General features: G+C 45.4%; 15 protein-coding genes. 8 read left to right on the top strand and 7 right to left on the bottom strand.

Features of this window, described 5'->3' with window-relative positions; all coding sequences use genetic code 11:
• Positions 1-24: 24 nt before the first annotated feature.
• From DFP81_RS07335 to DFP81_RS07325, 3 genes are read right to left on the bottom strand one after another with little or no spacing between them, the layout of a single operon-like run.
• Positions 25-975: an AEC family transporter gene (locus tag DFP81_RS07335; RefSeq protein ID WP_425453662.1), complete on the bottom strand. Its 951-nt coding sequence runs from the start codon at positions 973-975 to the stop codon at positions 25-27.
• A gap of 37 nt (positions 976-1,012) precedes the next feature.
• On the bottom strand, positions 1,013-1,690 hold the full coding sequence (locus DFP81_RS07330) for a response regulator (RefSeq protein ID WP_115897125.1): 678 nt from the start codon (positions 1,688-1,690) through the stop codon (positions 1,013-1,015).
• A gap of 18 nt (positions 1,691-1,708) precedes the next feature.
• On the bottom strand, positions 1,709-3,115 hold the full coding sequence (locus DFP81_RS07325; protein ID WP_115897124.1) for an ATP-binding protein: 1,407 nt from the start codon (positions 3,113-3,115) through the stop codon (positions 1,709-1,711).
• A 509-nt stretch (positions 3,116-3,624) separates the two neighbouring features.
• Between DFP81_RS07325 and DFP81_RS07315 the strand changes: the two genes are divergently transcribed.
• The 3 genes from DFP81_RS07315 (at position 3,625) to DFP81_RS07305 (ending at position 4,806) form a co-directional block, all read left to right on the top strand.
• The gene (locus tag DFP81_RS07315) at positions 3,625-4,341 is read left to right on the top strand and encodes a YebC/PmpR family DNA-binding transcriptional regulator (protein WP_115897122.1); all 717 of its coding nucleotides are present in this window, start codon (positions 3,625-3,627) and stop codon (positions 4,339-4,341) included.
• Positions 4,342-4,448: 107 nt separating this feature from the next.
• On the top strand, positions 4,449-4,640 hold the full coding sequence (locus tag DFP81_RS07310) for an oxidoreductase-like domain-containing protein (protein ID WP_115897121.1): 192 nt from the start codon (positions 4,449-4,451) through the stop codon (positions 4,638-4,640).
• Positions 4,606-4,806, top strand: coding sequence for a DUF1289 domain-containing protein (locus DFP81_RS07305; protein ID WP_115897120.1), 201 nt, complete (start codon positions 4,606-4,608; stop codon positions 4,804-4,806). Before DFP81_RS07310 ends, DFP81_RS07305 begins: the two co-directional genes overlap by 35 nt.
• A gap of 48 nt (positions 4,807-4,854) precedes the next feature.
• Here the strand turns inward: DFP81_RS07305 and DFP81_RS07300 are convergent, their stop codons facing one another.
• Positions 4,855-6,090 (bottom strand): glycosyltransferase, encoded by a 1,236-nt coding sequence (locus tag DFP81_RS07300; protein WP_115897119.1) that lies wholly within the window; start codon positions 6,088-6,090, stop codon positions 4,855-4,857.
• Positions 6,091-6,255: 165 nt separating this feature from the next.
• Here DFP81_RS07300 and fabV point away from each other — a divergent pair, with 165 nt between their 5' ends.
• Positions 6,256-7,458, top strand: coding sequence for an enoyl-ACP reductase FabV (gene fabV / locus DFP81_RS07295; protein WP_115897118.1), 1,203 nt, complete (start codon positions 6,256-6,258; stop codon positions 7,456-7,458).
• 102 nt (positions 7,459-7,560) lie between these two features.
• On the top strand, positions 7,561-8,127 hold the full coding sequence (locus tag DFP81_RS07290; protein ID WP_115897117.1) for a hypothetical protein: 567 nt from the start codon (positions 7,561-7,563) through the stop codon (positions 8,125-8,127).
• On the opposite strand, the gene DFP81_RS07285 is transcribed toward DFP81_RS07290, so the two are convergent.
• The 3 genes from DFP81_RS07285 to ubiG all read right to left on the bottom strand — a co-directional run bounded on the left by DFP81_RS07285 (position 8,113) and on the right by ubiG (position 12,628).
• Positions 8,113-11,064, bottom strand: a complete 2,952-nt coding sequence (locus DFP81_RS07285; protein ID WP_115897116.1) for an insulinase family protein — start codon at positions 11,062-11,064, stop codon at positions 8,113-8,115. The two genes, DFP81_RS07290 and DFP81_RS07285, sit on opposite strands and share 15 nt — an antisense overlap.
• A gap of 62 nt (positions 11,065-11,126) precedes the next feature.
• Positions 11,127-11,873: a YciK family oxidoreductase gene (locus tag DFP81_RS07280; RefSeq protein WP_115897115.1), complete on the bottom strand. Its 747-nt coding sequence runs from the start codon at positions 11,871-11,873 to the stop codon at positions 11,127-11,129.
• Positions 11,874-11,902: 29 nt separating this feature from the next.
• The gene (gene ubiG / locus DFP81_RS07275; protein ID WP_115897114.1) at positions 11,903-12,628 is read right to left on the bottom strand and encodes a bifunctional 2-polyprenyl-6-hydroxyphenol methylase/3-demethylubiquinol 3-O-methyltransferase UbiG; all 726 of its coding nucleotides are present in this window, start codon (positions 12,626-12,628) and stop codon (positions 11,903-11,905) included.
• Positions 12,629-12,975: 347 nt separating this feature from the next.
• Between ubiG and gyrA the strand changes: the two genes are divergently transcribed.
• The 3 genes from gyrA (at position 12,976) to pheA (ending at position 17,925) form a co-directional block, all read left to right on the top strand.
• Positions 12,976-15,648, top strand: a complete 2,673-nt coding sequence (gene gyrA / locus DFP81_RS07270) for a DNA gyrase subunit A (protein ID WP_115897113.1) — start codon at positions 12,976-12,978, stop codon at positions 15,646-15,648.
• Positions 15,649-15,718: 70 nt separating this feature from the next.
• Positions 15,719-16,798: a 3-phosphoserine/phosphohydroxythreonine transaminase gene (gene serC, locus DFP81_RS07265; protein WP_115897112.1), complete on the top strand. Its 1,080-nt coding sequence runs from the start codon at positions 15,719-15,721 to the stop codon at positions 16,796-16,798.
• A 5-nt stretch (positions 16,799-16,803) separates the two neighbouring features.
• Positions 16,804-17,925: a prephenate dehydratase gene (gene pheA, locus DFP81_RS07260; RefSeq protein WP_115897111.1), complete on the top strand. Its 1,122-nt coding sequence runs from the start codon at positions 16,804-16,806 to the stop codon at positions 17,923-17,925.
• The last annotated feature ends 6 nt before the right edge of the window (positions 17,926-17,931 follow it).

Raw genomic sequence — 17,931 nt, 5'->3', positions numbered from 1 at the left:
ACTGAAATCGGGCGAATCGCTTTCTTACATTAGGTTTAAACTGCGTAATATGGTTACCCCAATACTGGTGCTAAGCAGTGATGCGATGGTGGTGATAACAATGATGTTAGCCGCAAGTGTGGCGTTGCCGCCCATTGCTCTTACCATAATGTAGCTGGCTGAAGCGGAAGGGGCGGACGACATCAAAAATAAGACACCCAGTTCCATGCCTCGATAGCCTAGAAGGTAGCCGCCGAAGGTGATAATAAAAGGTATGAAAATCAGTTTCGCAGAGGATGAAAGCACTGCGGTTGTTATGTCTTTTTGCATTGCCTTAAAGCTTAACGAAGCCCCAGCGCAAAGTAGTGCCAGCGGCAAAGTCATTTGTGCAAAATAATCGCCTGCTTTATGCAGGGTAGAAGGCAAAGTGAGCCCGGTAGAAGAAAAGATCAAGGCGGCAATAATGGCCAGGATCAGTGGGTTCTTTGCGAGCCCTTTAAGGGTTTGAGCAATACTTTTTTTGGCATCCATTGAGCGATTTAAGCAAATCACAGAAAGGATGTTGTACAGCATGGTTACTCCGCCAAGGTAAATAGAGGCAACAGAAAACACTTCATCACCGTAGGCATTAACACAATAGGCCAAGCCGATAATACCCATGTTGGAGCGAAAAGCGCCCTGAATGACCACGCCGCGATCCCCTTTGTGCGGGATGAGTTTGATCATTATTACTTCTAACAGTAGATAGGTGGCAACCACCGCAAGCATGGCATAAATAACGAGGGAGAAATCTGTATTGCTGCTGAGCTTGGTCTTCGAAATGCTGATAAAAAGTAGGGCAGGAAGGGTGACGTTAAACACCAGTTTAGAGGCTACATCAATGAAGTTGTCATTGATCAGTTTTACTTGGTAGAGAAGAATTCCTAACACCAATATTAAAAATATAGGCATGGTGATAGAAAAAGAAAAACCAAGTACCTCTAAAAAGCTATCCAACGTCATTCCTTATGATTAAATGGATTTAGATTATCTATTAATCGTTGTTTTCGAATCGGTAACCTGCACCGTAAACAGAATGAATGACATTCAGTTCAGGAGCAACGGCTGAGATTTTCTTACGCAGCTTTTTAATGTGGCTGTCAATTGTGCGATCACTGACGACGCGGCTGTCTGCATAAATGCTTTTCATAATAAGGTCGCGGCCAAACACACGGCCCGGCTCTTTGATAAGCAATTGTAGTAATTGGAACTCAACGGTTGTTAGGTCGATAAGTTCACCTTTATAAGTAGCGCGTAGACGGTCAACGTCTAGGTCAAAGCCATCCGTACGTGGAGATTCGGTTTGATCCAGTTCAACACGGCGTAGATTTGCTTTCACGCGAGCAACAATTTCGCGAGGGCTAAATGGCTTACATACGTAATCATCTGCACCCATTTCTAGACCAATAAGACGGTCAATTTCTTCTGCTTTGGCCGTTACCATAATAATTGGAATGCCACTAAATTGACGCACTTGCTTGCAAATTTCGATGCCGTCTAACCCAGGTAACATAAGGTCTAAAAGGATAAGATCTACGTGATTGTTTTTCACATAGTCTACTGCTTGATCGCCACGATCAATATGGTGGTTTTCATAACCCGCTTGGTCTAGGTAAGCGCCGACTAACTCAGCTAATTTTGGTTCGTCTTCAACAATTAGTATTTTGCTCATAATGCTTTTTGTTCCATATTAATTTAAAGGGAATTCTATTCTTATTCCTAAACCACCCTGTGGCGAGTGATAGGCGCTAATGTTACCCTGATGGCCATCGACAATATTGGTGCAGATTGCTAGGCCTAGGCCGCGGCCACCTGTCGCTCTGTTGCGTGAGTTCTCGACACGATAGAACTGTTCGAAAATTCGATTCTTCTCTTCCTCATTAACTCCTGGTGGAGTGTCTTCAAATAACACAACGGCAGTATCGTCTTCTCTTGATAATACTATACTAAGTTTTCCGGGTGCATTTGTGTATTTTAATGAGTTATTCATTAAGTTAGCAAAAAGCTGGTGCAATCTGTCTGTATCGCCGTTAATTATGATCGGGGCTTTCTTGATAATATCAAGCTCCACATCAAGACCGGCTTCTTTATAGCGTAATGTCATGGATTGGACGGTTTGTTCTAGGATTTCATTTAAATCCGCGTCTTCCATTTCATAGTTCAAGTTGCCTACATCATGCATGGATAACTGGTTTAAGTCATCAATTAGACGCGTAATATGTATTGTCTCTTGTTGCAAAGAAGAGAGGCTTTCTGGTGTTACCTTAATGATGCCGTCCTGCATGGCCTCTATTTCACCACGTAAAATGGCAACCGGCGTACGCAATTCATGAGCGGTATCTGCCACCCAGCGCTTTCTAGATTCACGGGTATTTTCAAGGGTAATCGCAAGGTGGTTAAAATCGTTACCCAAATCGGCCAGCTCATCTGAGCCATGGATTTTAATGCGCGTATCAAAGTGTCCTTTTGCAAGTTTGCGTGTTGCTTCGCGAACGGTGCAAAGAGGGCGGCTTAACCATTGTGCTAACGGCCATGTGAGTAGTGCGGCAATGGCGAGCATAAAGGCAGATATTAATAAAAAGGCTTCACCCTGTTGGCGTACAAAGCGCAAAGTTTGGTCTTGTACCAAGGCGCGCATTGAACTCAAGCCAATATAACCGACGACTTTTTTGTTGACGATCACCGCATGCGTTTCTGCCTTATCAAACGGTACGTCGCCGATGATGCTTTTTTGGTCTTTATCAAAGAGCAAAAAACGCTGGCGATAGTATTGAGAAGGATAAATGAGATCCAAGTTTGGAGTGCTTGGTGGCGGCACGAGATCTCTTAGGTTTTCTAAGCGCTCTTTATGCCAATCTTTTTCCATTTGGCTTTCTTGGATTAAGAAATACCAATCATCGTAATAGATATAGAGGTTGGCCGTTCTATTGGCCATTTGCTCTAAGAAGTCACGATCTCGTTCTGTAGCATAAGACACAAAGCCACGGTCAAAACTCCATTGAAAAACCTGCCACATAGAAACAATAACTAGAATGTTACTAAGTACAAAAATGGCAAACAGTTTATGGCGTATTTTGAATTTCTTGGTAATTCTCATAGTGGAATAAAAGAGATCCTGTTGTAGGTAGACTCATGCGATTGTCGAGAGTCTCAATCTATTGGCTAGAATAACACCGCCAAGAATAAGATATAAAGCCGTGTTATAGAATGTTTATCATACTGTTTTATCAATAATGTTAGCTACTTGGCTGCGGTGTAAACAATGAGGAACTTGTTTTTACAGGCCGCTTTTGCCTCTTTTATACCGAGAATATAAGCATTTTAATGGATAAAACGCGACCTGCCATTTTATTTGCGAAATTCTTGCGGGTTATGTGCTAACCAAGTTTTTTGAAATTTGTGGCTGAGGTAATGGGGAATGCCGTCCCTGTTGCATTGTCATTATCTTTGTCTGGTTGGATTGGTTCGAGGTTTTTCGGCGCTCTCATGTATTGGGAGGAATAGTCTAAATTGGTTTTAAAGGAGGAATCTCTCTCTAGCAGTTCCTTCTTTTTGTCCTTCACGTTAGAATCTGCCTTTTAAGAACCCGTAGAATAGGAAAATGTAATGGGCAGAGCCTTTCAAAACCGCAAAGAGTCCATGGCAAAAACGTCTGATCAAAAAGCCAAGGTTTATAGTAAATACGGCCGTGAGATTTATGTCTGTGCAAAATCCGGTGGTATCGACCCAAATGGTAACTTGGCACTGCGCTCGATGATTGACAGAGCGAAAAAAGATCAGGTGCCAACCCATGTAATTGATAAAGCGATTGATAAGGCGAAAGGTGGTGGCGGAGAAGACTTCGACACAGCACGTTATGAGGGTTTTGGCCCAGGTAACACCATGGTTATTGTAGATTGTTTGTCTGATAACCCAAATCGAACTTTCGGTGATGTTCGTACTTGTTTTAACAAGGTGAAGTGCAAAATTGGTGGTCAAGGCAGTGTGAGCCACATGTTTGATCACAGTGCCATTTTTGTGTTTGATGGCACTGATGAAGAAGCTGTGTTAGAAGCGCTAATGATGGCTGATGTGGACGTGACTGATATCGAGCTTGAAGATGGCAAGGTAACGGTATTTGCCCCCAATACTGAATACGGTAAAGCGAAAGCAGCCTTGTTGGAGGCCTTTGGCGAGATCGAATTTGATGTGGATGAAATTCAATTTGTTGCACAAAATATGACGACAATTGAAGGGGAAGATGTTGAGCAGTTTGAACGTTTTCTTGACCTTTTAAATGATCTGGACGATGTCCAACGTGTTTATCATAACGCTGAATTTTAATTGATAGTAAGTGTTATTGTGCTGCTTTTTATTGCTTAGTGGTAAAAAGCAGCACGCTGTATTTTACGTTTTAATCGCATCTTTATGCGTGCTTTATAGGTAATGATATGTCTGAACGGCCAACCCCTCCAGAAGATTGGGAATGTTGTGAGAGTGAATGTTCTCCATGTGTTTGGGATACCTATTACGAAGAACTTCGTGAATGGAATGCTGAGCAGAAAGCAATGAAATCAGCGACTGCTGAAGCTAATGAGGGTGCTGCTGATGTCAACAAAAGCGACGAAAAAAGCCAGCGTTAAATCTCCATGTGTGAATTTATGTTTGCTCAACGATGATGATGTTTGTGTTGGTTGCTACCGTACTGGAAAAGAAATCAGTAGTTGGGGGCGAATGTCAGCAGAAGAACAACGTCACGTGTTGGTAAAGGTTTCTGAGCGCGAACAAGCCAGTCAATTTGTTAGCTGATACGTTTTTTGGTCATTTGTTGGCGCTCGTCTAGATAATGTCTTAGGGTTACTTCTCCTCTTCTTTTTTATTTTTCAGTTCGATCCATTGTGACATGTATTGTGTGCTTTTTAAGCTATGGTGTCTGAGCATCTTGCCAAGAAAATGCTTTTTTCTTAACGCGTCTTTAAGGGTCAGCTGTCGCTCTATGCGGGTTAGTAACTTCGGTTCCCATGCTCTTTTGTCGTAACGTGAATCAAGAATAGAAAAACCGTTGGCTTGCATTAATTGCCAGCTATCATGGTCTTGATAAAGTGACACAGCGGCATCAACAAAGGTGTCTGGGTCATCGCTAACGACCCCATTCCAAGGTAAGTGACCGTGCATCGCTTCGGCGCCAATCTTGCTGGTAATGCTAGGGGTGCCCATTTGCATGGCTTCGACCAGTTTGCCTTTGATACCGGCGCCAAAGCGTAACGGCGCTAAGCAAAGTCTGGCATGTTTCATCACTTCTTGAGCGTCTTTCGCCCAGCCTTTCACTAAAAAGCCTTCTTTTTCATTGTGCAGCTGTGTGGCTTTTGGCGGAGGGTATGCGCCATAAATATGTAGTTCTGCGCGAGGCAATCTTTTGCGTATCTTTGGCCAAATGTGCTGTTTAAGGTATAGCACGGCGTCCCAATTCGGGGCGTGTCTGAAATTGCCTATGGTAATGAAGTGTTGGCGTTCTTCAAATGTTGGAAGCTGGCCATAATGACCAGAGGGATCGAGCATAAAGGGAAGGTGGAATACATGGGATTCTGGGACGTAAAACTCGTCTACCAGCAAGGCTGTCTCGTATTCAGAAATCATTAAAGTAAGGTCGCAGCGATGTATGGCTGCTATTTCCCGGACGCCTAAATCACTGTATAGATCCTCTTGCTGAAAAGCTTTTTTTTGCTTCAGTGCTTGGTGACGGGCTTCTCTTAATGAGTGGAGGTCCTCTGTGTTTAAAACACGCAGACTGTTAGGGGCGTATTTTTCTACCCGCCAGCCAAACTGCTCTTCCATCATAAAGCGATCAAACAAGGTTACATCTGGGTGCAGTGCCGCTACATATTCGTCGAATGATGAGTCATTCAGTGTGATTTGATCACAATCAATACCGAGCTCATCGAGGTTGCTCATGTGCTCGGTTTGTTGTGCTGGACTGGCGAAGGTGATTTGCCAATTTGCGCTGCGAAATGTGTGTAGCAGTTGCATCATGCGGCTGCCCGCCGCGGAAGAGTTAGGCTCTGGCCATACATAGCCAATCACAAGTAGATGCATTGAGGGTCTCTTTGCAGAAAATAGGGAACGAATGTCCGCTTATTGAAAGTCAGCGAGGACATATGGAATAAGCTATTGTATCATTGTGCGAAGATTTGTCTTGCCTGATAAAAGCAGCTTTTGATCGGGTGAGGTGTAAGCAAAACATGACGTTGAGAAGATAATATGATCATTAAGCCAAAGATTCGTGGATTTATTTGTACCACCACTCACCCGGTAGGGTGTGAGCAAAATGTAAGAAATCAAATTGCTCTGACAAAACAGAAAGGCCAGATAGAGAACGGTCCTAAAAAAGTGTTGGTTATTGGTTCTTCTAGTGGCTATGGCCTGTCTTCTCGCATTGCTGCCGCCTTTGGTTCTGGTGCTGCAACGATTGGTGTTTTCTTCGAAAAGCCTGCTACAGAAAAGAAAACAGGCACGGCAGGTTGGTACAATGCTGCGGCTTTTGATAAAGCGGCGAAAGAAGAAGGTTTGTACGCCAAGAGCATCAATGGCGACGCTTTCTCTAATGAAGCGCGCGAAAAAGTGATCGAGCTTATTAAGCAGGATCTTGGTGAAATAGACATGGTTGTTTACTCATTGGCATCGCCAGTGCGCAAAATGCCAGAAACGGGTGAAGTTGTACGCTCTGTTTTGAAACCAATTGGCCAGCCTTACCGTTCAACGGCGATTGACACCAATAAAGATGTCATTATTGAAGCGGAAATTGAGCCTGCTACTGAAGAAGAAGTGGCGGCAACTACCACAGTAATGGGTGGTCAAGATTGGGAGCTATGGATGTCTGCTTTGCAAGAGGCGGGTGTGTTGGCTGACGGTGTTCGTACTGTTGCTTACTCTTATATCGGCTCTGATATTACTTGGCCAATTTACTGGCACGGTGCATTGGGTAAGGCAAAAGAAGATCTAGATCGCGCTTCTGCAGCCATCAATGAGCAGTTGTTACCTTTACAAGGTGGCGCTAACGTTGCGGTGCTTAAATCGGTAGTAACCCAGGCATCGTCGGCTATTCCTGTTATGCCTTTGTACCTTGCTATGGTGTTTAAGGTAATGCGCGAAAAAGGCCTGCATGAAGGTTGTATGGATCAAGTATATCGCATGTTCGCTGAGCGCTTATACAACAACCATAATCCAGCCGAATTGGCTGATGATGCCAATCGCCTGCGTTTGGATGATTGGGAGTTGCGTGAAGATGTACAGCAAGCTTGCCGTGACCTATGGCCAACGATTACCGATGAAAATTTATTCTCAGAAACGGACTACCAGCTTTACAAAGATGAGTTCTTGAAGTTGTTTGGTTTTGGTGTGGAAGGTGTGGATTACGAAGCAGAATCCAACCCTTTGGTTGAGTTTGATGTTATTACCCTGTAATAATTTTACAAACTCATGATAAGAGGAGGCTGAGTGTTGCTTGGCCTCCTTTTTTAATGGTGCGTTATCTCTTATAGTAGAAGCTTAGCTTCTGGGGGGATTATGAAAAAGTTGGCAGGGTTTGTGTTGGTATTGCCTTTTGTTGCTCAGGCTCAAACCGTTGAGATTCAGCCTGTGGATATTATTTACGGCAATCAAGTGATTCATGGTCGTCATCAGGTTGTGTTGAGCTCTCCAGATAAAGTGGCGGTAATCCCAGCAGACAAAAGCAAGGTGTCATTGCTTGGGCCAAATGTCGTGGTGTCGGCGACGGGGGCTGACCGTTCCTATCTTGAAGAGCAGGCGATTGCGAAAAGAGAAAAAGCCATTTATGACGAAGTGAATAAGCGTACCGAAGAGGCGCCTTTCACTGTGCTTTTTACTGGTCATATACCGGATGATATCCAAGAGAAGCGTCTGCGTATGATGCCGGAAATTGGGGTGTTTGGTGAGCAGTTAAACAAGCTTGAAGAGTCTCAAAGTGATTCGTCTTCTGCGCAAGATGTGATGCCTGATTCTGGCGATTTCTCCGAAATCAAACCCAACTCACCCAATAGTAGCGCTACAAATAATGCGGTGGCGCCTAACGCTAGCCAAGAGGCTAAGTTGGAAAAGCTAATCGGTGGCTAATACCTGAGCGACTTGCTCTTTTGAGGGCGCTTTATTGAGTATTAGGTTGTTGCCTTCCGGGTGTGCTTTAACCCAATGTCCCTTCTGTTTTAATTGCTTATCTAACTTCTTGTTGTGAATGAGAATTTTTGCTGTATTACCGTTCTCAATTTTCTGCTTTATGTATTCAATAAAACCTGCCTGAGTAATGCTTTTTGCTACTTCAACAGCTTGTTTTTTATGGTCGAAATTCTGTTTTTGCTTGGCGATCTCGTGCCATTCATCGTAAGCGTTATCGTCTAGATTTCTAGGTTTCTTGCTTAGTGTGCTGATAAGGTTGTTTTTGGCATACTGAAAATCTGACTGAGGCAGTGTTTGCAATAATACCGCTTGTGTTTTGATAAAGTTTTCGATGGCGTGAACCAGTGTGGTGGTGTCTTTGTCTGGCGATTGAATGACAAAGCCAAGGATCGGTGTGTTGCGCGTGCTTAGGTCTTGGACGCCCACTATATAGCCCATTTGCTGCTCAGTGCGCAGTTGATTGTAAAAGCGACTGTTTAAAATATTGCACAAAATGGCAAAGTATGACATTTGCAGTGAGGCTTGGAATTCCGATTTTTTTTCCGCTTGTGGGCCTGTGTCGAGCAGTGCGTAGAGTACGGTGCTGTCTTGGCTGATGGAAGGGAATCGGTGCTCCAGTCGTGCTTGGGCTGTAAGTTGTTTGGTTTCTATCTTGGTCGATAGGTGTGGAGTCAGTTTGTTTGCAACGCGCTCATGCAGTGTGTTGGCGAGTTTTAGTGCGTTCTTTTCTGATATGTCTCCGGTGCTGTAACCCACAATATCAAAGTGACTTTTTGCTTTTTTAATGTGTTTTTGGAGGTCGACAATCGAGCTTTTGTCGAGCGCTTCTAAGAGTTCTTTGGTTGTAAAGCTGTTCTTGGTGATAAGGGTGTTCAGAGCGGTGTTGGCGCCTTGGTACGCTTGTCGGCTTTTTTGGTTTTCAAGATCTTGTTTTAGTTGGGCTTTTGCACGCTGGAAATCTTGTAGTGTGGGGCGAAATAAAAACAGCTGATCCACTAGCCAAATTAGGTAGTCTCCCTGTTTGTCTGCATAGCCTGTGGTGTTGAAGGAAATGCCATTTAAATGGGGATAAAGGCTGTAGCCTAGTCCTGCAATATAAGGTTCGTAGGTAGATTCACTAATGCTGGCATTTACTGTGCGGGTCCATAGGTGGTTGAGTATGCTGTTCTTAGCTGTGTTGGCGGCTTGGTCAAAGCGAATAGATAAAAAGTTAATGGCGGTAGGTTTTTGGAAGCTGGCGTCCGCTTTATGCCAAAAGGTGAAGTCTTTTTTCTGATAGATGATGTGTGGTTTTTGATCTTGCTCATCAATCATGGAAAAGGAGGTTGGGATAAATGGGTTCTTCTTAGGCAGTGTAACGTGCACGCTTTTGGTGGCGTAATGCACCATGTTTAAAAAGGTTTGACTGAATTGGTTGTTGCTGTATTTGCTTTGATACCAAGGTTCTAGCTGCCATTTTATCGGGGTTTTAGACCAGTTTTTTGGTAAGGGGTGTGGACTGGCAACTTGTACGACAAGGTTTTTGTCTGTGAGTTGTTGCAGGATGTCTTGGATCTCTTGGTTGCTGGCCATTTGGCTGGTTTTAAAGCTGTTTAAGGCGTCTTTCGGTGGCACTGACAGCATTCTGGATGAAAGTAGCTTAGCGAGTGATTGTGGGGGGATGTAGTTGTGGTAGTCGTAGGTCAGCTGGCTAAGAGTGACTTCTTCTTTTAGATAAATAGGGTTGATTGGCGATAGCTTAATGGTTTCTATGGTTGCAAAGAAAGATTTAGCCACATCATCGATGTGCTGAACGCCTTCCTTGGTTAAGCGAATGTCGGTGCAAAACAGTGCGTTGTGTTGGTAATCGGGAGACACGCTGCTGCTGAGGCTGTTGATATAGCCTGCATCTTTTAGTTTAGCGTAGAGCGAGCCCTTGCTTTCATTGCCTAAAATATAAGAAAGGTATCGAGTTGGAGTGGTGTGATAATTTTTTTCTTGGCTATCAATTTGGTAGCAGAAAGACAGAGTGTTGCTGTCAATTTCAGGTCGTGTGAATTGCAGTTGAGGGGCGCCTGGTTTCAATAAGCTTGATGCTTCAGGTCTGGGTTTTACATTGCCTGAAGGGATTGCTGAAAAGTATTTTGTAGCCAGTTCGTCAAGCTGCGCAATGGGAAGATTTGCGATCAGGACTAGAGCCATATTATTGGCCACATAGTTTTCTTTATAAAGCGTGAGTAATTGCGTTCGCAGTGGGTTGCCGGGGCGATCTTTAAGTGTATCTAGGCTACCAACAGTAAATTGGCTCTGGGGGTGCTCAGGGTTGAATAGGGTTTTAAAGGCTTGGTTTAAGCGGCGCCGCTGGCTATTGAACTTTGCTTTGTATTCGGCGTTTACGGCATTTTTCTCTCGCTGTGCCGAGTCTGCTGAAAGCAGGGGGTCGATAAAAAGCTGAGAGAAGCGGTCGAGTGCAGCGCGATAGTGAGTGCCTTCTACGTCAAAGAAAAAATTGGTGGAATTGATGCTGGTGTAAGCGTTATAGCTGCCACCGTGGCGGCTGATGAAAGATTGGTAGCTGCCGGCTTCCGGGTATTTCTTGCTGCCTAAAAGTAGCATGTGTTCTAAAAAGTGAGCTAACCCTTGTTGGTTTTTTGGGTCTTGATAGCTGCCAACATTTACTGCCATTGACGCCGCGAAGCGTTCAGCATGCGGGTCATTTACCAGAATGATGTTAAGGCCGTTTTTTAGTGTTGTTAGGCGGTAGGTGTTGTGGTCTGTGATGGCTTTATCGAGTGGGGTGAGGATGCGGCTAGTTGGTGTGTCTGCTAAAGCAAAGTTCCCGTTTAGAATAAGTGTGCACAGTAATGAGCTGACCAATGCTTTAAAGAGTGTTTTCATATCACGATACTAACCAAAGGATTAGGTAGCGCGCAATGACGAACAAGTCATTGCGCGGTTGTTTATGTTGCTTGGGCGTCCAGTGATTTACCATTGATGCCTTCGCTGTCGTCACCCATAAGATATAAGTAAACAGGCATAATGTCTTCCGGTGTGGGTAACGTCTGAGGGTCTTCTGCTGGGTAAGCTGAGGCGCGCATTGTGGTGCGGGTGCCACCTGGGTTAATGGCGTTACTGCGTATATTTGAGGTGTTCTCCAGCTCATCAGCGAGCAATTGCATCATGCCTTCCGTCGCAAATTTTGATATCGAGTAAGCCCCCCAATAAGCGCGTGCTTTTCTGCCAACGCTGGAAGTGGTGAAAACAATGGAGGCTTTAGGGGCGGCTTTTAACAGCGGTAGCAGTGCTTGATTGAGCATGAACTGGCTCGATACGTTGACTTTCATTACTTGGTCGAAGATTTCGGCGTCGTAATTTTCGAGTGGGGTGCGCTCGCCCAATAGGCTGGCGTTGTGCAATATGCCATCCAATCGACCAAATTCATTTTGCAGTGTGTTTGCAAGCTCGGTAAAGTCGTGCTCGCTGACGCCATCAAGGTTCAAAGGGACAATGGCAGCTTGAGGGTAGCCTTGGGCTTCAATAATGTCGTAAACCGCTTCAAGCTTCTTGGTGGTGCGGCCCAATAAAATAACCGTGGCGCCATGTTGGGCATAGCTGAGGGCGGCCGCTTTTCCGATACCGTCTCCTGCACCTGTTACCAGAATTATCTTGTCTTTGAGTAGTTGCTCTGGGGCTTGATAATCAAACATAACGCCTCCTTAGGTATTTATTATTGGGCTTAGGCACTTGGCTTCTGAGTGTGCATCATATAATTCACTGAAACATCTTTGTCGGTCAGCTTGTAGTGCTTGGTGATTGGGTTGTAAGTCAATCCAGTCATGTGGCGCACTTCCAATCCTGCTTTTCTGGCGTAGTTGTTTAGTTCGGCAGGCTGAATGAATTTAGCATAGTCATGGGTGCCTTTGGGCAGCATGTTTAAAATGTACTCTGCGCCAATAATGGCAAAAAGGTATGCTTTTGGGTTGCGGTTAATAGTCGAGAAAAAGACATGACCGCCAGGTTTAGCAAGCGCCATGCAGGCTTGGATAACGGATGCCGGGTCAGGTACATGTTCTAGCATTTCAAGGCAGGTGACCACATCATAAGTGCCGGCTTCGCGAGCGGCGATTTCTTCAGAGGTGATTCTTTCGTAGTCGATGTCTAGTTTTGATTCTTCTAAATGAAGTTTGGCGACCGCAAGAGGGGCTTCACCCATGTCGATGCCTTTGACTTTGGCGCCGAGTGTTGTCATGGCTTCTGATAGGATGCCGCCGCCGCAGCCCACATCAATGACTTTTTTACCGGACAGTCCAGCGCGCTCGTTAATGTAGTTAACGCGCAGTGGGTTGATGTCGTGTAAGGGTTTGAATTCGTTCTCTGTATCCCACCAGCGGCTGGCTAGCGCTTCAAACTTAGCCACTTCAGTAAAGTCTACATTGTTGTGTTGTTCGGTTGTCTTGGTCATGGTTTATTTCCAGTGGTGTTGTAGGGCTCTGTGCGACATCACGGTGTTTTAAAGTAGGTGTGTGTCGGCCTATTTGTGACGCATTAGCCAAAGTATTCCTTTCATTATAACGAGATCACTAGGGGCAACCAATAGTAAACTTGGCTTGCTCTGTTATTCTTTGTCAGTTAAGTGTCTGATTGCGGCCTTAAAATTTGCCAAATTGGGTTGCTAGGGGCTGTCATTAAATAGCAAACAAAAGATACTGTCGCAGGGGTGTTATTTAATTCCTTATGGTACAATGCAGCGCTTATAAAAAGATATCAGGGCGTCTGTCAGAGTCCGAGGCATAAGGATCGGTTGTATCTATGGGTGAATTAGCCAAAGAAATTATTCCCGTCAGTATCGAAAACGAACTAAAGGGTTCCTATCTAGATTACGCGATGAGCGTAATTGTTGGTCGAGCATTGCCGGATGTGCGTGATGGGTTAAAACCTGTCCACCGTCGTGTTTTGTTTGCAATGAATGAACTGAAAAACGATTGGAATAAACCGTACAAAAAATCCGCACGTATCGTCGGTGATGTAATCGGTAAATACCATCCACATGGTGATGTGGCTGTATACGACACAATTGTTCGTATGGCACAACCTTTCTCCATGCGTTACACCTTGGTGGATGGGCAAGGTAACTTCGGTTCTGTTGATGGTGATAGCGCTGCTGCCATGCGTTATACCGAAATTCGTATGGCCAAAATTGCCCATCATTTATTGATGGATCTCGAAAAAGAGACGGTTGATTTTGTACCAAACTACGATGGCACAGAGTTTATGCCGTCGGTCATGCCGTCCCGAGTACCTGGCTTGTTGGTCAATGGTTCTGCCGGTATTGCGGTGGGCATGGCAACCAACATTCCGCCTCATAATTTGGGCGAAGTGATCGATGGTTGTTTGGCTGTTATAGATAACGCCGACATCACCATTGATGAGTTGATGGAACATGTTCCAGGACCAGACTTTCCGACAGCGGCCTTTATTAATGGTCGTGCTGGTATTGTCGAGGCCTATAAAACGGGTCGCGGTCGAATTTATATGCGTGCCCGTCACCATATAGAGGAGATGGAAAAAGGCAATCGCCAAGCCATCGTCTTTACCGAAATTCCTTATCAGCTAAATAAAGCGAAAGTCATTGAAAAAATCGCTGAGTTGGTAAAAGAGAAAAAGTTAGAAGGCATTAGCGAGCTGCGTGATGAGTCCGATAAAGACGGCATGCGCATCGTGATTGAGCTGCGTCGTGGTGAAAACCCAGACGTGGTGGTCAATAATATTTTCACGCAAACACAGTTGCAGTCTGTTTTTGGTATCAATATGGTGGCCCTAGTAGATGGTCGCCCGCAGTTATTGAACCTCAAACAAATTTTAGAATGCTTTGTGAAGCACCGTCGTGAGGTAGTGACGCGTCGTACTATTTACGAGCTGCGTAAAGCGCGTGAGCGTGGTCATATTCTGGAAGGTTTGGCAGTGTCACTGGCCAATATCGACCGTGTTATCGAGTTGATTAGAACTTCTCCAACCTCAGCGGAAGCGAAAGAAAAACTGGTTGCTGAGTCTTGGCAGCCAGGCAATGTGATGGCTATGTTAGAACGTGCTGGTTCGGATGCATGTCGTCCTGATGATCTTGAGGCTCAGTATGGTTTTGTGGAGGGGGCTTATCACCTGTCTCCAGAGCAAGCGCAAGCCATTCTAGATTTGCGTCTGCACCGTTTGACTGGCCTAGAGCATGAAAAACTCATGGCAGAGTACAAATCTCTGATCGAGTTGATTGCTGAGTTGTTGGAAATCTTATCGAACCCTGATCGCTTGATGGAAGTCATTCGTGAAGAGTTGGAAGAAGTGCGTGACTCTTTTGGTGATGCACGTCGTACTGAAATTTTGACTTCTCGCCAAGATCTGACGATCGCTGACTTGATCGATGAAGCGCCGATGGTGGTGACAATTTCGGATACCGGCTATGCGAAATCACAACCATTAGAAGAATACAAAGCGCAGCGTCGAGGTGGTCGTGGTAAATCAGCCTCAGCCATGAAGGATGAAGACCATATTAGCCATCTGTTGGTAACAAGCAGTCACGATACCGTGATGCTGTTTACTAACTTTGGTAAAGTGTATTGGTTGCGTGTATTTGAAATTCCAACGGCCAGCCGTAATTCGAAAGGTCGCCCAATCGTGAACTTGCTGCCGTTTGCAGAAGGCGAGCATGTTTCTGCTTTATTGCCTTTGACGACGCCAGAAAAATCTGACGCCGACTCAGAAGTGGATGAAGACGCACAGGAAGCAAGCAGCTACATCTTTATGGCGACGGCCAACGGTACGGTTAAGAAAACCGCGATGGAACACTTTGCTCGTCCTCGCTCAACCGGCTTGATCGCGTTAAGTCTAGATGAAAGTGATGCGCTTGTTGGGGTGGCTCAAACCACTGGCAATGACGACATTATGTTGGTGTCCAGCTCTGGTAAAACGATTCGTTTCTCGGAAGGTGACGTGCGTGCCATGGGACGTACTGCAGCCGGTGTCCGTGGTATTCGTTTAGGTGAAGGTGCCAAAGTGGTTTCTTTGATCGTTCCTCAAGAGGGTGCGGCGGTCTTGATGGCATGTGAAAACGGCTATGGTAAGCGCACCTTGATCGACGACTTCCCTGTTTATGGTCGCGGTGGTCAAGGGGTTATCGGCATTCAAGTATCTGAGCGTAATGGCCCAGTGGTTGGTGCAACTCAAGTTGATGAAACGGATGAGATTATCTTGATCACAGATCAAGGTACCTTGGTTCGTACGCGTGTTACAGAAGTGTCTTGTCAAGGCCGAAATACGCAAGGTGTTACCTTGATTCGCCTGACAAACGAGGAGCACCTAGTGGGTGTGGTTCGTGTTGTTGAAGACGATGAAGGTGATGTGGAAGACGGGGAAACGCTGGATGTAGATGAGGCGGCAGCGCCGGCTACTGCTTCTGGTGAGACACCTGATACCACCGAAGACCAAGAGTAATAGAAGCGGCGCACCTTGGTGCGTCGCTTTTGTTTAAGTTAGATCCTGGATACTAGAGGTAAAAAACAGGATGAGCCGAGTTTATAATTTTTGTTCTGGTCCAGCTGCACTTCCTGAAGAAGTTCTAAAAAAAGCGCAGTCTGAATTGTTGGATTGGCACGGTGCTGGTGTTTCTGTAATGGAAATGAGTCATCGCAGTGCTGAGTTCATGTCTATTCTTGCTTCTGCAAAAGCGCGTTTGGCGCGTTTGCTGAATATTAGTGATGACTATGAGATTTTGTTCGCTCAAGGTGGTGCTTCTACTTTGTTCGCACAGATTCCGGCCAACCTAATGAATGGTTTTGACTCGGCTTGTTATCTGGATACAGGCGCTTGGTCAACAAAAGCGATTAAAGAGGCAAAGAAATACGGTCAGGTTAATGTGGTTGGCTCTTCAAAAGAGCAGCGTTACCAAACTGTCCCAGACTTTTCTACTTTGACATTGGACGAGAGTGCGGCTTATTTGCACTTGTGCCCTAATGAAACCATTGGTGGTTTAGAGTTTTCCGACTTGCCAGAAACGTCTTTGCCGATCGTAGCGGACCTGTCTTCGACTATTTTGTCGCGCAAAATTGACGTCAGTAAATATGGCATGATTTACGCGGGTGCCCAAAAAAATGTTGGCCCAGCGGGTGTGGTGATTTGTATTGTGCGCAAAGATTTATTAGCGCGCAGCAGTGATGATCTGCCAACGACTTGGAGTTTTGCCAACTTGGCGAAAAACGATTCGATGATCAATACGCCACCTACTTTTGCTATTTATTTGGCGGACTTGGTGTTTGAGTGGTTGGAAAATCAAGGTGGTGTAGAAGCCATAGAGCAAGCCAATATTCGTAAGGCAGAAGCGTTATACCGAGCGATTGATGAAAGTGATTTTTACTCAAATCCGATCGATCCAGCTTATCGCTCACGTATGAATGTGCCGTTTGTGTTGGCGGATAAATCGCTTGAGGCTGTGTTTTTAGAAGAGTCCGAAGCCGCAGGGTTAAGAACCTTGGCAGGGCATCGTTCAGTTGGTGGGATGCGCGCGAGTATTTACAACGCAATGCCAATGGAAGGGGTGCAAGCCTTGATCGACTTTATGCATTCTTTTGAACAGCGTCACGGATAATTATTATGGCAAACACTAAACAAGCTGTGCCTGATACGTTGCCATTGTTGAGGGATCGTATCGACTCTATCGACTCGCAAATTCAGGCGTTAATTAATGAGCGTGCACAGTGTGCGCAAAAAGTAGCGGAAGTGAAACTGGCGGAGCAGGGTGGTGACGCTGTTGTGTTTTACCGTCCAGAACGTGAAGCTCAAGTGTTGCGTCGAGTTATGGAGCGTAATGAAGGGCCGCTTGGTAATGAAGAGATGGCGAAGATATTTCGCCAAATCATGTCCTCTTGTTTGGCGCTTGAGAAACCAATGCGCATTGCCTTTTTAGGGCCAGAAGGCACCTTTACGCAGCAGGCCGCATTGAAGCATTTTGGTAAATCGATTGTGAGCGCGCCCATGGCAGCCATCGATGAGGTGTTTCGCGAAGTAGAATCGGGTGCTGCCAACTATGGTGTGGTGCCTGTCGAAAACTCAACCGAAGGGGTGGTTAATCACACGCTGGACAGTTTTCGTGATTCGCGTTTGAAAATTTGCGGTGAAGTGGAAGTTCGGATACATCATCACTTATTAATAAGTCCGCACAGCAATGCGGATGAAGTGACGCACATCTATTCTCACCAGCAGTCCTTAGCGCAGTGTCGTGCGTGGCTGGATCGTTATTGGCCTCATGCTGAGCGTGTGGCGGTAAGTTCGAACGCCGAAGCGGCTCGTTTGGCTGCGGAGGCGGGTAAAAATGGTCGTGCTGTGGCGGCGATTGCCGGTGAAGTGGCCGGTGAGATGTATGGTTTGATGACAGTGTCAGCCAATATCGAAGACCGTCCAGATAATACCACGCGCTTTTTGATTGTTGGCAACCAAGAAGTGCCAGCAAGTGGTAAAGACAAAACCTCGCTACTGATCAGTGCTAAAAACGAACCAGGTGCTTTATATCACTTATTGGAAGCCTTTGAGCGCCATGGGGTTGATATGACACGTCTTGAAACACGCCCTTCGCTGATGAGTCGTTGGGGTTATATTTTCTACATAGACTTTGTTGGCCATTATCAAGAAGAAGGTTGTCAGGCTGCGATAGCAGAATTAAGAGATCGCGCTTCTGAAGTGAAGGTGCTTGGTTCTTACCCTGTTGCGGTACTTTAGTTTAAT

Origin of the sequence: Marinomonas pollencensis, from assembly GCF_003387375.1 — a bacterium.
Taxonomy (GTDB): Bacteria; Pseudomonadota; Gammaproteobacteria; order Pseudomonadales; family Marinomonadaceae; genus Marinomonas; species Marinomonas pollencensis.
Note: the sequence above shows the minus strand (reverse complement) of the source record. Positions and strands in the feature narration are given on the sequence as shown.

Excerpts from the sequence above, each read along its gene's own strand:
- DFP81_RS07330 (WP_115897125.1), bottom strand. The coding sequence starts at position 1,690 with ATGAGCAAAATACTAATTGTTGAAGACGAACCAAAATTAGCTGAGTTA.
- DFP81_RS07325 (WP_115897124.1), bottom strand. The coding sequence starts at position 3,115 with ATGAGAATTACCAAGAAATTCAAAATACGCCATAAACTGTTTGCCATT.
- DFP81_RS07315 (WP_115897122.1), top strand. The coding sequence starts at position 3,625 with ATGGGCAGAGCCTTTCAAAACCGCAAAGAGTCCATGGCAAAAACGTCT.
- DFP81_RS07310 (WP_115897121.1), top strand. The coding sequence starts at position 4,449 with ATGTCTGAACGGCCAACCCCTCCAGAAGATTGGGAATGTTGTGAGAGT.
- DFP81_RS07305 (WP_115897120.1), top strand. The coding sequence starts at position 4,606 with ATGTCAACAAAAGCGACGAAAAAAGCCAGCGTTAAATCTCCATGTGTG.
- DFP81_RS07300 (WP_115897119.1), bottom strand. The coding sequence starts at position 6,090 with ATGCATCTACTTGTGATTGGCTATGTATGGCCAGAGCCTAACTCTTCC.
- fabV (WP_115897118.1), top strand. The coding sequence starts at position 6,256 with ATGATCATTAAGCCAAAGATTCGTGGATTTATTTGTACCACCACTCAC.
- DFP81_RS07290 (WP_115897117.1), top strand. The coding sequence starts at position 7,561 with ATGAAAAAGTTGGCAGGGTTTGTGTTGGTATTGCCTTTTGTTGCTCAG.
- DFP81_RS07285 (WP_115897116.1), bottom strand. The coding sequence starts at position 11,064 with ATGAAAACACTCTTTAAAGCATTGGTCAGCTCATTACTGTGCACACTT.
- DFP81_RS07280 (WP_115897115.1), bottom strand. The coding sequence starts at position 11,873 with ATGTTTGATTATCAAGCCCCAGAGCAACTACTCAAAGACAAGATAATT.
- ubiG (WP_115897114.1), bottom strand. The coding sequence starts at position 12,628 with ATGACCAAGACAACCGAACAACACAACAATGTAGACTTTACTGAAGTG.
- gyrA (WP_115897113.1), top strand. The coding sequence starts at position 12,976 with ATGGGTGAATTAGCCAAAGAAATTATTCCCGTCAGTATCGAAAACGAA.
- serC (WP_115897112.1), top strand. The coding sequence starts at position 15,719 with ATGAGCCGAGTTTATAATTTTTGTTCTGGTCCAGCTGCACTTCCTGAA.
- pheA (WP_115897111.1), top strand. The coding sequence starts at position 16,804 with ATGGCAAACACTAAACAAGCTGTGCCTGATACGTTGCCATTGTTGAGG.